This window comes from Stenotrophomonas sp. GQ19 (genome assembly GCF_059758695.1).
In genome coordinates, this window is sequence record NZ_JCAXES010000001.1 from 910,841 (window position 1) to 924,878 (window position 14,038).

Consider the following 14,038-nt stretch of genomic DNA (forward strand, 5'->3'; position numbering starts at 1 on the left):
ACCCGGGGCTCGCCATCTTACGAGACGGCCCCGGCGCCTGAAACCGAAGACGATTCAGAGTGTTTGCCCCGACTTTTTTGCGTCACCTGCCGCAAGCAAAGTTCGTGGCAACGCAAACCCTTGAAACGGCCGCCGCGTGAACGGATTGAGCGTCTTCTCCGCCGTGATCCGATACCGCATCATCCCGTCCGTTATGCGAAAGCTCAGGTCCACACTGGTATCGGTCCGGCCATTGAGCTGGCCCCGGCTGAGCAGCCGGAACAGTGACCACGGCCCCTGGAAGCCCAGGCTGCTGCTGTTGCCCGCCGTATCCACTCGAGCCATCTCCACTGCCTATCGCCCGCCCCTCTGCGGCCACGTCTTCATCTGCTTTTGTCGCCTTGGAGCCTCACACACCGCTCGCTAAGGATCAGCGATGAACCTGCGTCAGTTGCAATGCTTCCTGGTTTTGGCCGAGGAATGTCACTTCACCCGCGCTGCCGGTCGGCTACACATGGAGCAATCTCCACTATCACGCACAATTCGTGATCTGGAAGGCGACCTCGATGCGGTCCTGTTTTCGCGCGGCCCTGGGCAAGGTACCCAACTGACACCTGCTGGCCACGCGCTGGCGGAGGCAGTACCGGGGATTTTCAATCTCTTGGAGCAGACGCGAAGCAACGTGCTCGCAGCGACCTCTGGCTTCCAGCACTCTCTACGGGTTGCGATATCCGATGGGATCCTGCCGCAGCGATTGGCTGCGCTACTGGCCTGCTGTCGAGAAGAAGAGCCCGACATCAACATTCGCCTGTTCGAGGTGCCATTGGCTGAACAGCTTAAAGGCCTCCAGCAAGACGTGTTTGATATCGGCTTTGCCTGCTCATCGGGTGAGGCATCTGGTCTGTATGCCGAAGCGTTGTGGCAGTCCCAACTTGTCGTGACGCCACCTCCTCGCCATCCATTGCTGATTCACAAACAGGTGCCTCTGATCGAGGTATTGAACTACCCCCTCGTGTTGTTCCACCCCCAGGTGCAAGCAGGACTGCATGAACAGATCGCGGCGCTGCTGAGTACGGTTAAAACAGCACCTAAAGTGGCCGAGCGCGCTACGAGCCAGGAGATGCTGCTGTCTTTGGTAGCGGCAGGATATGCCGTTGGCCTGAGTTGCTCCGCACAGTTGGCGACGCGCCACACTCCCTCCATTGTCACCCGCCCGCTGGCCGGTGAACCTGCACCGCTGACGACCTACCTGCTGCGCTCACGGTGCGAGCCGAAACCGCCATTGAGTCGATTCATCGCCCGCGCTCGGGCCATAGCTGCTCTACACATCTGAGCTGGGCTGCAAGTAAGTCCGAGGCCAAGCAGCGTGCACTGCGCCTGGATGACGACCGTGCCAAGCTCAGTCTGACCCTGAACCTGGCGGAATCCTTGGCGCTGCCAGCCTCGGTCATCTGGTCCACGATCAAGGACTGGATCGAACAAGGCCTGGCCTGACCATGGTGCCCCCGCCCGCCAACGCGGCCGAGCCAGCACCCAAGCTGTTCGGACAGAGCCAGCCACCACCGGCCTCAGGGCGCTTTGATGCATACCTGTACAGCGGCAACCGGCATGAAACCGTCCCGCGGGCGCTATTGATGGATCAGCGCCTGACGCCGCTGGAGCGCAATGCCTGGCAGGTATTTCGGCTACAGCTCAACGATGACGGCCTTACCGCCCTGCCGACCTACGAGCAGTTGCGCCCCTTCCTTTCCTCCATGCCCTGCACCGCCAAGGCCTCCTTCGAGACCGTCGCCCGCGCTCTGACCGTGTTACGGCTCACCCGCTGGCTGAGCCTGGTGCGGCGGCGACGCGACCCACAGACAGGCCGCATGCTGGGCAACGTCTATGTGTTGCACGATGAACCGCTGACCCCATACGAGGCGATGCAGCTGGATGGTGAATACCTGAAGCTGGTCAGCCATGCGCTGTCACATGCTAGCAAGGGCATCCAGCGCGTTGGACACCAGGTGATCAAGGAGATCAGCGAAGACCCAATGCTCGCCGGCCGCCTCCTTCCCACTCGTATCCAGGTGCTGACCGAACGGCTGGCCAACCAAGGGCTCGATCTGCCAGGGAATGGACGTACGGACGGGGCAGCAGGAAGCTATCCATCGCCGAAGACCAGTCACGATTCCGAAGTGCCCTCGCCACCCCCACTTCGGAATGATTACGAAACGACTTCGGATACCGAAGCGATGCTGAAAGCCCCGCCCGACAACTCACTTCGGAATCCGAAGTCGGGCCGTACTGTACTTAACAGCATAAAAGAAGTACGTACTGCGGACGCGGGCGAACCAAGGCCATCAAACCGAGCCAGCCTGCCAGCACGCTTCGACACGTTGGACGGCGAGCAGCGAGCCGGCGTTCTGTCAGCGCTGCGCCAGCTTGACGTGGACCAGCAATACAGCGTGCTAGCGGAATGGGATGCACGCTGTCGCACCACCAGCGTACGCAACCCTGCCGGTTACCTGTTCGGCATCATCCAGAAAGCGCTGCATGGCGAGTTCAAGGCCTGGGCCTGCCAGAGCAAAGCCAAAGCGAGTGATCAGGAAGCGGTGCGCCCACCGCCTGCACCCAGCCCAGCTTCAACGGGCACCTCCAACCGCGAGGTGGCCCAGGCGCATATCGACCAGTTGAAGACTATGTTTCGCATGAATTGATGGCCATCGATTTGTCCTAGAAATGAAACGCCATCATGGACATCTGAATCGAGCTGCAGCAAAGAAGTACTGCAATCAGGCTGCGACCTACCAGAACACCAATGTCAAACTTGGATTTCTTGGAATATTGGAGCTCTCCAATCGAACCGCCCCCCCACCCAGTCTCGAAGAGTGCATATGGCACGAGATCGTCCAGCCTGAGAACAGTAGCGTCGTTCGTCATTTGATCGTTTTCAGGGTACCAGGCAACCTCAACTCACCCTCATCTATGTCAACGAAAACAGCAAAGCCCAAGAGTCGCAAGCAGACAAACTGAGATCCACTCATGCTCCTGCCCACTCGTTAGAAGCGCCGTTTGGCAGGCTATCTTGTCTTGAACAGCAATTGCCGAGTCTCTGTGTCTACACGAAAAGCGAAGCCATTCTTTTCCATCTCACTGAATGACCTCTCAGTAGCTGGGGCACCATCTATGCTGACCGACCAAAAGAAAGGGTCAAACCACTCTAGGCCGCCCCCTTCCTCTGATTCATGCCGACGCAGTACCGGCTGAGAAGACAGAACATCATAAAAGACAACGGTCAGGTCCACCTCGGAGTTACGGGTAACCTCTAGCCGAATAGTGCCGTCATCATGAACAATGCGAGATTCGCCAACATACAACTCGTCGCCTGACGGCTCAGGCAACGGGGCCACAGGAAGCGACACGGTTTCGGGTTCGGTCTCTGTCTGGTCCGGCAGAAGCCCCTTGAATAGCACGCCCAATTCATCACGCGCCCCGGCAAGAAGCGTCATAGCCAAAGAAAGAAACAGACAGGTATATCCCTCTTCGGTTTTACTAGGTAGCCCGCGGCCGCGCTCTTCCTCTCCCTCAGCAATACGGTAGAAGGACATTGGGAGGCCATGGACGTGGCTGGACAGCAACACGTATAGCCAGCGAAACGTATCCTTTTCCACGCCCACGAGCTCACCAATGTCCTCCAGAGGCATGAGGTACGCCTTTTGCCCGTGCAGCAGCTCTTTTTGCTTCTTAGCCGGGAGCCCTTGGAAGAACAAGTTGGCCCTTATTCGCCCACGAAGTTCCTCTGCTTGGGCATCAAACCCAGCAACCTGTTCAGCCCCGTCGGGCGTCGACTCGAACATCCGCTTGCGCGAAGTGCAGTCATGAAGATTGAAAACATTCCAGCGGCAGTCCCACTCGTCGTCACTACACTCTTCAGCGCAAAGATAATGAAACGCCAGACGGAGTTCCAGAATGGTCCGAGTGATTCCCGCTACCGAAGCGTAGTCCCAGTGCTCGATGAGCTTCGACGCCCACGGCGTATGAGGTACCAAGTTCAAGAGTGAAACTGCTCTGGTGACCAATGCCGTGAACAGGATGGAGGCGTAGTAGTGACGTCCAGACGGTGATTTGATGCCCGCAAACCCTCGAGAGACGTGCATGCAATCACGCACAACGTTATCAAGGCCATCAACCCGAGCTTTGTAGTCCTCTGACGGCTCTGCTCCAAGGGCTCCTTGATCCACCAGCGTTTGCCGGTCCGTATCCGCGTCATCTCGCGCCATACCCAACTCCGTGTAGGTGGTTCTGTGCCTATTGCTCAGGATGGAAAGCGTAGCAGTCACTAACACCCATACGTTGCAACCTGCTAACTCATGGATGGACGCTCTGGAGTCATCTGTCCCGATCAGCCCCATATGCCTCGGAGGAGCCGACCTGCGGGGCTAGCAAGGCCGGCGCCGCAGAAGGCCATCTCTGGCCCGTGAAACCCATGTAGAGCCACTGGGCTGCTTGATAGTCATTTTGATAGTCGCCAAAAACAAAAAGCCCCGAGCTCTGCTTAAGAACCCGGGGCTAGAGCGCTTTTCAGCGCATTTTTGCTCAAATTTTGGCGGAGAGAGTGGGATTCGAACCCACGGAAGGTTTGACCCTTCGCCGGTTTTCAAGACCGGTGCCTTAAACCGCTCGGCCATCTCTCCGTATCGGTAGCGCTGTCCGCGCCCCGCGTGCCCAAGTCATTGCAACCCGGGCGTCCGGTCGGGGCAACGCCCCGTCCGGCATGGCTCCCCGGCACTGGCCGGGGGTCGCATTCTCGCATTTCAGGTGAAGTTTGCCCACCCGGCCGCTGTCGAGCTCAGCCCGCATCCACCGCCAACGCACCCAACGCACTGGCCTTGATCTTCTCCTTGGCCCGCTCACACGCGCCATCACAATGCAGGCGCGAGGCCTCCAGCTGCGGCGGCAGGTGTTCGGCCAGGAAGTCGATGAACACGCGCACCGCCGGCAGCAGGCCGCGGCGCGAGGCGAACACGGCGTGGCAGATGCCCTGCGGCAGCGACCACTCGGGCAGCACCACTTCCAGCTCGCCGCTGCGGACGGCGTCGGCGCAGACGGTTTCGGGCAGCATGGTGATGCCGAACCCGTCCTTCACCATGCTCTGTAGCAGGGGGAAATCGAACCCGGCCACGCGCGGCTGCAGGTCCACGCGGCGTACCGCGCCTTCCGGGCCGTGCAGTTCCCAGCGCTGGCGGGCTTCGTCTTCACTGATGCTCAGGGTGACGTGATTGGCCAGTTCGTCCGGGTCCTTGGGGCGGCCGGCGCGGTCGAGGTATTTCGGGCTGGCTACCAGCAGTTCCTGCACCTGGCCGAAGCTGCGCATGACCAGGCTTCCGTCGTCGTCCAGCCGCGAGCGCACGCGCAGGGCGACGTCGTAGCCTTCGTTGATGATGTCCACGCGGCGGTTGCTGATGTTCAGCTGCAGGCGCACCTTGGGGTACTGGGCCAGGAACTTGGGCAGCAGCTTGGGCAGCTGCATCTGCGCCAATGAGACCGGCACACTGGCGCGCACCAGACCGCGGGGCTCGGCACTCAGCCGGTCCACCACCTCGCGCGCGGCCTGGGCCTCGGCGAGCATGGTCTGGGCATGGCGGTGCACGCTGGTGCCCACGTCGGTCACCGCGAAGCGGCGCGTGGAGCGCTGCAGCAGGCGCACGCCCAGGTCGGTTTCCAGCTGGCTGATGCGCCGGCTCAGGCGGGATTTGGGGATGCCCAGCGCGCGTTCGGCCGCGGCAAAACCGCCGTGGTCGACCACCATGGCGAAGTAATAGAGATCGTTTAGGTCGTGCATACCGAAGTTCCAGATATAGAACAATACGTGGTATTCAACCACCTTTATCCCAGCCAGGCAACAACCTAACCTGTTCTCCGTCGGCGGCGCCTTGCCCGCCCCTCCCCAGATAACAGGTGATTGCCATGAAGCTTCTTCACATCGATGCCAGCGTCCTTGGCGACAACTCGGTTTCCCGCCAGCTCTCGGCCGCCGTGGTCCAGCAGTGGCGCGACCAGGTGCCGGGCCTGGAAGTGACCTATCGCGACCTGGACGCCCAGCCCGTTGCGCACCTGCGCAGCAGCTCGCTGGCCCAGACCGACGCGGCCGAAGTCGCCGACGCGGCGCTGGTGCTGGAACAGTTCCTGGCCGCCGACGTGGTGGTTATCGGCTCCCCAATGTACAACTTCAGCGTGGCCTCCACCCTCAAGGCGTGGATCGACCGCCTGGCGGTGGCCGGCAAGACCTTCAAGTACACCGACACCGGCCCGGTGGGCCTGGCCGGCGGCAAGCACGTGATCGTGGCCAGCAGCCGCGGCGGCCTGCACACCGGCGCCCCGACCGACTTCCAGGACCCGTACCTGCGTCAGGTGTTCGCGTTCTTCGGGATCGACGATGTGGAATTCGTGCGCGCCGAGGGCATTGCCTACTCGCCGCAGCACCGCACCGACGCCATCGCCCAGGCGCTGGCCACCCTGCCGCAGCCGCGTGAGCTGGCCGCCGCCTAAGGGGTAACACCGCGCCGTTCCTCCTCGTCGTGGCGGCGTGGCGCGCAGCACCGGTTCTCCCTCCCCCGCCGGTGTTGCGCCTGATGGCCCCTTTTGGGGCCATCTTCTTTTTCAATGGCGCAACTGCGATGCAGGTGCTGGGCAAGGGCGGTGGGCGTCATTACGCTGACCGCTCACTTGTTCAGGACGGACCCGCATGCGCTATCTGGTCGTTGCTCCGCACCGGAGCGAATTCCCCCACCCCATCACGCTGGCGCGTGGCCAGGCGCTGCAGGTGGGCGAGCGCTATGAAGGCGCGGAAGGCTGGGACGACTGGTTTCTGTGCGAAGCCGCCGACCAGGCGCCGGGCTGGGTGCCGGCGCAGGTGATCGGGCGGGATGCACAGGGCGATGCGTTTGCGAAGGAAGACTACTGCGCGCGCGAGCTGGACGTGGACCCGGACCAGGTGCTGGTGGGTGGGCGCGTGCTGAACGGTTGGGCGTGGTGCGCGCCGGTGGGCGGCGGGGCTGAGGGGTGGGTGCCGTTGCGGGTGTTGCGGGCCATGTAACCCCGGTGGGGGGGGTAGAGCCACCCCATGGGTGGCTGCACGCAATGCCCGAATCGCTCCGGCAGAGCCCCCGAGGTGCTGCACAAAAAAAACCCGCCTTTCGGCGGTTTTTTTTGTGATCAGGCGATGGTGTCCAGGCCGCCCATGTAGGGCTTCAGCGCATCCGGCACGGTGATGCTGCCGTCGGCGTTCTGGTAGTTCTCCATCACCGCGATCATCGCGCGGCCCACGGCCACGCCGGAACCGTTGAGGGTGTGCAGCAGTTCGGGCTTGCCGGTTTCCGGGTTGCGCCAGCGGGCCTGCATGCGGCGGGCCTGGAAATCACCGCAGTTGGAGCACGAGGAGATCTCGCGGTAGGTGTCCTGCGAGGGCAGCCACACTTCCAGGTCGTAGGTCTTCACTGCGGCAAAGCCCATGTCGCCGGTGCACAGCAGCACCTTGCGATACGGCAGGCCCAGGGTTTCCAGCACCACTTCGGCGCAGCGCGTCATGCGCTGGTGTTCGTCTTCGCTCTGTGCGGCGGTGCACGCGGCCACCAGCTCCACCTTCTCGAACTGATGCTGGCGGATCATGCCGCGCACGTCGCGGCCACCGCTGCCGGCTTCGGCACGGAAGCACAGCGAGTGCGCGGTCATGCGCAGCGGCAGCTGGTCGGCGTCGATGATCTCGTCGCGCACGATATTGGTCAGCGGCACTTCCGAGGTCGGGATCAGGTACCGGGTGGACTCGCCCACGGCGGTCTTGAACAGGTCGTCTTCGAACTTGGGCAGCTGGCTGGTGCCGCGCAGCGAGTCGGCGTTGACCAGCGCCGGCACGTTGGTTTCCTGGTAGCCGTGGGTGTCGGTGTGCAGGTCCAGCATGAACTGGGCCAGCGCGCGGTGCAGGCGGGCCAGCGGGCCGCGCAGCACGGTGAAGCGCGAGCCGGACAGCTTGGCCGCGGTTTCCGCGTCCAGCCAACGGTTGCGGGCGCCCAGCTCCACGTGGTCCAGCACCGGGAAATCGAAGCTGCGCGGGGTGCCCCAGCGCTTCTGCTCCACGTTCTCGGTTTCATCCGCGCCGGCCGGCACATCGTCGCCCGGCAGGTTGGGAATGCCCAGGGCGATGGCTTCGATCTTGTCGCGCAGTTCGTCCAGGGCCACTTCCGAGGCCTTCAGCTCGTCGGCGAACGCGGCCACTTCGGCCATGATCGCCGAGACGTCCTCGCCCTTGGCCTTGGCCTGGCCGATGGCCTTGGAGCGGCTGTTGCGCAGGCTCTGCAGTTCCTGGGTGCGCACCTGGATGCGCTTGCGGTCTGCTTCCAGCGACTCCAGCCCGGACACATCCAGCTCGAAACCGCGCGAGGAGCGCAGGCGTTCGGCAAGGTCGGCGGGGTGTTGGCGAAGCAGGGCTGGATCAAGCATGGCGTGTGCGATGGGGTGGGGACTGGAGGGGGATTATCGCCTGTTATGCGGATTTCTGCCGCCCGGGGGCCGCCATGTACCCCTCAGTCATTCCGGGCGTGGCAGAATCGGGGGGTCCACTACGGTATGGCTCATGTCCGCTTCCCGCTCTTCGTCTGGCAAGAACATCACCTTCCACCTGCCCCGGCGCAGCCTGATGATCGCCGGCATCGCCTTCGGCGTTGGCGTGCTGCTGTTCCTGGTGGTGTGGCTGAGCAGCCGCAACGACGACTTCTACAAAGCCGGCCCGGCGGCAACGCCGCAGCAGGTGGCCGATATCGAGCCGTTGCCCGAGCCCCTGCCCGCCGCGGCCGGGTCCAGCGACATGCCCGACGCCAAGCCGCTGCCGCCCGGCGAAGAAGCCCCGCAGCTGGTGGAAACCGCGCCCCCGCCGCCGCCCGCCGCAGCCGCTGCGCCGACCACCGAGGCCCCGGTGCCCGCCGCTGCCGGTGACCGCCCGCAGCCGATCGCCGACCAGTCGCCGCCGCCCTCGTACCCGCCTGCCGCGCTGCGTCGTGGCGATTCCGGAACGGTGGTGGTGCGCGTGGATGTGGATGCCACCGGCTACCCGTCGAACGTGACGATCATCGAACGCAGTGGTTCACGCGATCTTGATCGCGCCGCATCGGATGCAGTGCGCCGTTGGCGCTTCCAGCCGGCGCAGAGCAATGGCCAGCCGGTGCCGGGCAGCATCGAGGTCCCGTTCGACTTCAAGCCGCAGTAATCCGCGGCCGCCGGATCATCACGCACCGCTGATTCGGCAACGGCTCATCAAGCTGAACCTCGATGGCAATGCAGTCGCCGCGTTGACGGTGCGCTGACACATCCACAACCGGGTACGGGCAAGACTGCGGGTGTCAAAACGACATCAGGAGTTCGCCATGAGTGTTACCCATGCCCATGACATGCACGCGTCGCCGCAGCACCAGCGCGACGTGACCGATGAACCGGCCCGCCGCGGCACGTCGCCGTGGTTGTGGATGGCGCTGATCGTGGCGATGTTCGCCGCCGCGCTGGTCTGGTTGCGCTACGCCAACCCCAACGAAACCAGCACTGCACCGGTCGGCGAGCGCATGTTGCCGGCGACCGAGACGCCGGTCGCCACCACTGCACCGACTCCGGCGACGCGCCAGGCCGCACCGGCCAACACCCAGCGCAAGCCAGCCGTAGCCGCGCGTAACCGCGAGGCGCGCCCACTGGCCAGCAATGCCAAGCCGACCTACCCGGCCAGCGCGCTGCGCAGTGGTGTGCAGGGCAGCGTGGTGGCCAGCCTGAGCGTGGACCCGCGTGGCCACGTGACCGACGCCAACATCGTGCAGCGCACCGGTTCGCGTGACCGCGACCTGGACCGCGCGGTGCTGACCACCGTGCGCAACTGGCAGTTCGAGCCGGCCATGAACAATGGTCGCGCCGTGGCCAGTGTGGTGCGCGTGCCGGTGGATTTCCGTACCGAGCGCTAAGTTGAGGCGCTGAGGCGGGAACCAAAAAGGGAGGCCACTGGCCTCCCTTTTTTTGTGCGGCGTAGTGCCGGGCTCTGCCCGGCAACCAGGCACATCCCGACGCATCCGCAGCCACGTAGTGCCGGGCGATGCCCGGCAACCAGGCATATGCCGACGCAAAGGGCAGCCGGGCAGAGCCCGGCTCTACGGGAAGCAATCCTGCATTTGCCAACGCAACGGCAGCCGGGCAGAGCCCGGCTCTACGAGCAATCACCGACCACCGTAGTGCCGGGCTCTGCCCGGCAGCACGCTTCAGGCGCTGCGCAACCCGAAGCCCGCCCCCGTGGACAGGCCATCGAAATCCGGGAACGAGGTGGCGACGTTGGCGATGTCGTTCACCCGCACTTCGCCGCTGCTGAGCTGGCCGGCAATGGCGAAGGCCATGGCGATGCGGTGGTCGCCGTGGCTTTCGATGGTGCCGCTGCCCAGCGTGCTGCCGCCGTGGATGGTGGCGCCGTCGTCGGTTTCATCCACCTGCACGCCCAGCGTGCGCAGGCCGGTGGCCATGGCGGCCAGACGGTCGGATTCCTTGACCCGCAGTTCGGCGGCGCCGCGCACCACCGTGTTGCCTTGCGCGGCGGCAGCAGCCACGAACAGCGCGGGGAACTCGTCGATCATGTCCGGCACCAGCGCTTCGGGAATTTCCGCACCGTGCAGCGGGGCGTAACGCACCACCAGGTCGGCCACGGCTTCCCCGCCCTGCTCGGCATGGTTTTCTTCGGTGATGTCCGCGCCCATCAGCCGCAGTGCGGCCAGCAGGCCGGTGCGGCGCGGGTTCAGGCCCACCGCGCGCAGGCGCAGTTCGGAGCCGGGAATGATGCTGGCGGCCACCAGGAAGAACGCCGCGGAGGAGAAGTCGGCCGGCACCACGATGTCGGTGGCGCGCAGGCGCTGGCCGCCGCGCAGGCGGGCTTTGCCGGGCGAGAAGTCGATGTCCACGCCGAACGCGCGCAGCATGCGCTCGCTGTAGTCGCGGGTGGGGTGCGGTTCGCTCACCGTGGTCTCACCATCGGCATACAGGCCGGCCAGCAGCACTGCGGATTTGACCTGCGCACTGGCCACCGGCGAGGCGAAGTCGATGCCCTTCAGCGTCTGGCCGCCATGCACGTGCAGCGGCGGGGTGCCGTCGCTTTCGGTGTCGATCTTGGCGCCCATCAGCGCCAGCGGGCCGGTGACACGGCGCATCGGCCGGCGCGACAGCGATTCGTCGCCCACCATCACGCTGTCGAACGATTGTGCGGCCAGCAGGCCGGCCAACAGGCGCATGCCGGTGCCGGCGTTGCCGCAGTCCAGCGGCGCTGTGGGGGCCTTCAGGCCGTCCACGCCTACGCCATGCACCACGCGCTGCGACGGCGACGGGGTGTCGATGCGCACGCCCATCTGGGCAAAGATGGCAGCGGTGGCGCGGGTGTCTTCGCCTTCCAGGAAGCCATCGATGTGCGACACGCCGTCGGCCAGCGCGGCGAACATCACCGAGCGGTGCGACACGGATTTGTCACCGGGAATGGTCAGGGTGCCCTGCAGGGGCTGGCCCTTGTGGGCAATCCAGTACGGCGTAGCGGTCATCGAAGGGTCCTGTCAGGCAGCCGCGCGGGCGGCGATGCAACGGTATGCGGGAAAGGCGGCGCGCCGGCATGGCGTCGCCACCGAAGGCGCAGCGCAGGGCTGCGCCGAGACGGTCAGGGCACGGCCACCGGGTAGGAGCCCAGCACCTTGATCTGTGCCGAGTGCGCTTCCAGTTCGGCCAGCGCAGCCTGCATCGAGGCATCCTCGATGTGGCCGGCCAGGTCGATGAAGAAGCCGTACTCCCACTTGGCGTTGTGCGACGGCCGCGACTCGATGCGGTTCATGCTGATGCCGTGGCGCGCGAACGGGCTGAGCACGTCGAACAGCGCGCCGGGCTTGTCATGGATGAACACCAGCACCGAGGTGCGGTCGTGGCCGGAGGTGGGGAAGATGTTGCGGCCCACCACCAGGAAGCGGGTGGTGTTGTCGGCATCGTTCTGGATGGGCTTGGTCACCACCTTCTTCAGGCCGTACACGTGCCCTGCACTCTCCCCGCCAATGGCGGCGGCGTCGTCGGCATTGCGGGCGCGGCGGGCGCCTTCGGCATTGCTCGACACCGGGATCCTCTCGGCCTTGGGCAGGTTGGCGCGCAGCCACGAGGAGGTCTGCATGAACGATTGCGGGTGGCCGTACACACGCTCCACATCGTCCAGCCGACCACTGCGCGACATCAGGTACTGCTGCACGCGCAGTTCCACTTCGCCGCAGATTTTCAGGTTGGAGGTCAGGAACATGTCCAGGGTGATCTGGATGGTGCCCTGACCCGAGTTCTCCACCGGCACCACGCCGAAATCGGCGTTGCCCGCTTCCACTTCCTGGAACACTTCTTCAATGCTGGCCAGCGGCAGGCCCAGCGCCGAGCGGCCGAAGTGCTTGAGCACGGCCTGCTGGCTGAAGGTGCCTTCCGGACCCAGGTAACCAATCTTCAGCGGCTCCTGCTGGGCCAGGCAGGCCGACATGATTTCGCGGAACACATGCACCAGCACTTCATCGCTGAGCGGGCCTTCGTTGCGGTCCACCACCATGCGCAGCACCTGCGCTTCGCGCTCGGGGCGGTAGTAGTCGACGGCGGCGGCGAGCTTGCCCTTGGCCTTGCCTACCTGGTGGGCGAAGTTGGCGCGCTCGGCGATGAGCGCCTGGATGCTGCGGTCGATGTGGTCGATCTTGGCGCGCACGTCCGACAGCACCGGTGCGGGCGTGCTGGCAACGGCAGCGGCCTTGCCGGGGGTGGCCTTCGCAGGTGCGGCGGCCTTGGGCTTGGACGGCGGCGCTTTGGCGGCCTTGGGCTTGGCGGGTTTGGTGGCCATCTGGGTTCCAGGTGCAGTGGGGCGTCACGCGCCCCGGGAAATACGAAAACGTCAGCCGTGGCGCTGCTGGAAATCGGCCATGAAGGCGACCAGCGCCTGCGCGCCTTCCACCGGCATGGCGTTGTACAGCGAGGCACGGATACCGCCCACGGCGGCGTGGCCCTTCAGCGCGAGCAGGCCGGCGGCCTTGGACTCGCTGACAAAGCGCGCGTTGAGGGTGTCGTCGGGCAGGAAGAACGGGATGTTCATGCGCGAACGGGCGGCCGGCACCACCTCGTTGCGGTAGAAACCGCCGGAGGCATCGATGGCGCCATACACCAGCGCGGCTTTGGCGGCGTTGCGGCGGGCGAATTCCTCGACGCCGCCTTCGGCCAGCATCCATTCGAACACCAGCCCGGCCAGGTACCAGTTCCAGGTGGGCGGGGTGTTGAGCATGGAGTCGCGCGCCACGTGCGAGCGGTAGTTGAAGATGTCCGCGCGCGGCTGGCCGGCGCGTTCGAGCAGGTCGCGGCGTACGATCACCACCGACACGCCCACCGGGCCCAGGTTCTTCTGCGCGCCGGCGTAGATCAGGCCGTACTTGCTGACATCGAGCGGCTCGCTGGCGATGGACGAGCTGAAATCGGCGAACAGCGGCGCTTGGCCGACATCGGGGGTGTCACGGAACTCGACGCCGTGGATGGTCTCGTTGGCGGTGATGTGCACGTAGGCCGCATCGGCCGAGAGCTGCCAGGTGTCGCGCGCGGGGATGTCGTGGAAGCCGTTGGCTTCGCTGCTGGCGGCCACGTTGACGTTGACGTAGGGCGTGACCTGCTTGATCGCGGTCTTGCCCCAGTGCCCGGTGAGCACGTAGTCCACGGTCTGGCCGGGTTGGGCGAAGTTGAGCGCCAGCAGGGCCTGCTGGGTGGTGGCGCCACCGGCCAGGAACAGCACGGCGTAGTCGTCGGGGATGCCGATCAGGCGGCGCAGGTCGGCGTCGGCCTTGGCCGCGACGGCCATGAATTCCGGGCCGCGGTGGCTCATTTCGACAATGGAGGCGCCAGCGCCGTTCCATTCCAACATCTCTTCCTGCGCCTTGCGCAGGACCGATTCCGGCAGGGTTGCAGGGCCGGCACTGAAGTTGAACGCGCGCGTCATGTCACACCTATGGGGCAAGACCCCTAGTATGCC

General features: G+C 64.8%; 13 protein-coding genes and 1 tRNA gene. 6 read left to right on the top strand and 8 right to left on the bottom strand.

The features are described 5' to 3' along the window. Positions 1 to 54 precede the first annotated feature (54 nt). Complete coding sequence (locus AC6CHL_RS03895) at positions 55 to 324, bottom strand: type VI secretion IcmF C-terminal domain-containing protein (protein ID WP_498293431.1); 270 nt, start codon at positions 322 to 324, stop codon at positions 55 to 57. 91 nt (positions 325 to 415) lie between these two features. On the opposite strand from AC6CHL_RS03895, the gene AC6CHL_RS03900 reads away from it, so the two are divergent. Further along, complete coding sequence (locus AC6CHL_RS03900) at positions 416 to 1,312, top strand: LysR family transcriptional regulator (RefSeq protein ID WP_498293432.1); 897 nt, start codon at positions 416 to 418, stop codon at positions 1,310 to 1,312. Between the two features lie 163 nt (positions 1,313 to 1,475). Continuing rightward, positions 1,476 to 2,678 carry an STY4528 family pathogenicity island replication protein gene (locus tag AC6CHL_RS03905; protein ID WP_498293433.1) on the top strand — a complete coding sequence of 401 codons (1,203 nt, stop codon included), beginning with the start codon at positions 1,476 to 1,478 and terminating at the stop codon, positions 2,676 to 2,678. Positions 2,679 to 3,041: 363 nt separating this feature from the next. Here AC6CHL_RS03905 and AC6CHL_RS03910 read toward each other — a convergent pair whose 3' ends face one another. The 3 genes from AC6CHL_RS03910 to AC6CHL_RS03920 form a co-directional block, all read right to left on the bottom strand. Further along, positions 3,042 to 4,241: a DUF5677 domain-containing protein gene (locus AC6CHL_RS03910; RefSeq protein ID WP_498293434.1), complete on the bottom strand. Its 1,200-nt coding sequence runs from the start codon at positions 4,239 to 4,241 to the stop codon at positions 3,042 to 3,044. Between the two features lie 324 nt (positions 4,242 to 4,565). Then, positions 4,566 to 4,655 (bottom strand) — tRNA-Ser (locus tag AC6CHL_RS03915). Positions 4,656 to 4,810: 155 nt separating this feature from the next. Continuing rightward, on the bottom strand, positions 4,811 to 5,803 hold the full coding sequence (locus AC6CHL_RS03920; protein WP_038692047.1) for a LysR family transcriptional regulator: 993 nt from the start codon (positions 5,801 to 5,803) through the stop codon (positions 4,811 to 4,813). A gap of 125 nt (positions 5,804 to 5,928) precedes the next feature. Here AC6CHL_RS03920 and AC6CHL_RS03925 point away from each other — a divergent pair, with 125 nt between their 5' ends. Beyond that, a complete protein-coding gene (locus AC6CHL_RS03925) occupies positions 5,929 to 6,510 on the top strand; it encodes an FMN-dependent NADH-azoreductase (RefSeq protein WP_038687745.1) in 582 nt (193 codons plus the stop codon). Positions 6,511 to 6,706: 196 nt separating this feature from the next. Beyond that, positions 6,707 to 7,057 (top strand): SH3 domain-containing protein, encoded by a 351-nt coding sequence (locus tag AC6CHL_RS03930; protein WP_141056917.1) that lies wholly within the window; start codon positions 6,707 to 6,709, stop codon positions 7,055 to 7,057. Positions 7,058 to 7,176: 119 nt separating this feature from the next. Here AC6CHL_RS03930 and serS read toward each other — a convergent pair whose 3' ends face one another. After that, on the bottom strand, positions 7,177 to 8,457 hold the full coding sequence (gene serS / locus AC6CHL_RS03935; protein ID WP_447594489.1) for a serine--tRNA ligase: 1,281 nt from the start codon (positions 8,455 to 8,457) through the stop codon (positions 7,177 to 7,179). Between the two features lie 133 nt (positions 8,458 to 8,590). On the opposite strand from serS, the gene AC6CHL_RS03940 reads away from it, so the two are divergent. Both AC6CHL_RS03940 and AC6CHL_RS03945 read left to right on the top strand, forming a co-directional pair. After that, a complete protein-coding gene (locus tag AC6CHL_RS03940) occupies positions 8,591 to 9,220 on the top strand; it encodes an energy transducer TonB (RefSeq protein WP_498293436.1) in 630 nt (209 codons plus the stop codon). Between the two features lie 157 nt (positions 9,221 to 9,377). Continuing rightward, positions 9,378 to 9,956 (top strand): energy transducer TonB, encoded by a 579-nt coding sequence (locus AC6CHL_RS03945; RefSeq protein ID WP_498293438.1) that lies wholly within the window; start codon positions 9,378 to 9,380, stop codon positions 9,954 to 9,956. 291 nt (positions 9,957 to 10,247) lie between these two features. On the opposite strand, the gene aroA is transcribed toward AC6CHL_RS03945, so the two are convergent. The 3 genes from aroA to serC all read right to left on the bottom strand — a co-directional run bounded on the left by aroA (position 10,248) and on the right by serC (position 14,005). Continuing rightward, positions 10,248 to 11,561, bottom strand: a complete 1,314-nt coding sequence (gene aroA / locus AC6CHL_RS03950) for a 3-phosphoshikimate 1-carboxyvinyltransferase (RefSeq protein WP_448133954.1) — start codon at positions 11,559 to 11,561, stop codon at positions 10,248 to 10,250. A gap of 113 nt (positions 11,562 to 11,674) precedes the next feature. Continuing rightward, positions 11,675 to 12,868, bottom strand: a complete 1,194-nt coding sequence (pheA, locus tag AC6CHL_RS03955; protein WP_498293439.1) for a prephenate dehydratase — start codon at positions 12,866 to 12,868, stop codon at positions 11,675 to 11,677. A gap of 51 nt (positions 12,869 to 12,919) precedes the next feature. After that, on the bottom strand, positions 12,920 to 14,005 hold the full coding sequence (serC, locus tag AC6CHL_RS03960; RefSeq protein ID WP_038687731.1) for a 3-phosphoserine/phosphohydroxythreonine transaminase: 1,086 nt from the start codon (positions 14,003 to 14,005) through the stop codon (positions 12,920 to 12,922). Positions 14,006 to 14,038: the final 33 nt, after the last annotated feature.

What these genes read in the sequence shown, in the direction of transcription:
- serC (WP_038687731.1), bottom strand. Translation starts at nt 14,005, where the DNA reads ATGACGCGCGCGTTCAACTTCAGTGCCGGCCCTGCAACCCTGCCGGAA.
- aroA (WP_448133954.1), bottom strand. Translation starts at nt 11,561, where the DNA reads ATGACCGCTACGCCGTACTGGATTGCCCACAAGGGCCAGCCCCTGCAG.
- AC6CHL_RS03940 (WP_498293436.1), top strand. Translation starts at nt 8,591, where the DNA reads ATGTCCGCTTCCCGCTCTTCGTCTGGCAAGAACATCACCTTCCACCTG.
- AC6CHL_RS03910 (WP_498293434.1), bottom strand. Translation starts at nt 4,241, where the DNA reads ATGGCGCGAGATGACGCGGATACGGACCGGCAAACGCTGGTGGATCAA.
- AC6CHL_RS03945 (WP_498293438.1), top strand. Translation starts at nt 9,378, where the DNA reads ATGAGTGTTACCCATGCCCATGACATGCACGCGTCGCCGCAGCACCAG.
- AC6CHL_RS03920 (WP_038692047.1), bottom strand. Translation starts at nt 5,803, where the DNA reads ATGCACGACCTAAACGATCTCTATTACTTCGCCATGGTGGTCGACCAC.
- AC6CHL_RS03895 (WP_498293431.1), bottom strand. Translation starts at nt 324, where the DNA reads ATGGCTCGAGTGGATACGGCGGGCAACAGCAGCAGCCTGGGCTTCCAG.
- AC6CHL_RS03900 (WP_498293432.1), top strand. Translation starts at nt 416, where the DNA reads ATGAACCTGCGTCAGTTGCAATGCTTCCTGGTTTTGGCCGAGGAATGT.
- AC6CHL_RS03930 (WP_141056917.1), top strand. Translation starts at nt 6,707, where the DNA reads ATGCGCTATCTGGTCGTTGCTCCGCACCGGAGCGAATTCCCCCACCCC.
- pheA (WP_498293439.1), bottom strand. Translation starts at nt 12,868, where the DNA reads ATGGCCACCAAACCCGCCAAGCCCAAGGCCGCCAAAGCGCCGCCGTCC.
- AC6CHL_RS03905 (WP_498293433.1), top strand. Translation starts at nt 1,476, where the DNA reads ATGGTGCCCCCGCCCGCCAACGCGGCCGAGCCAGCACCCAAGCTGTTC.
- AC6CHL_RS03925 (WP_038687745.1), top strand. Translation starts at nt 5,929, where the DNA reads ATGAAGCTTCTTCACATCGATGCCAGCGTCCTTGGCGACAACTCGGTT.
- serS (WP_447594489.1), bottom strand. Translation starts at nt 8,457, where the DNA reads ATGCTTGATCCAGCCCTGCTTCGCCAACACCCCGCCGACCTTGCCGAA.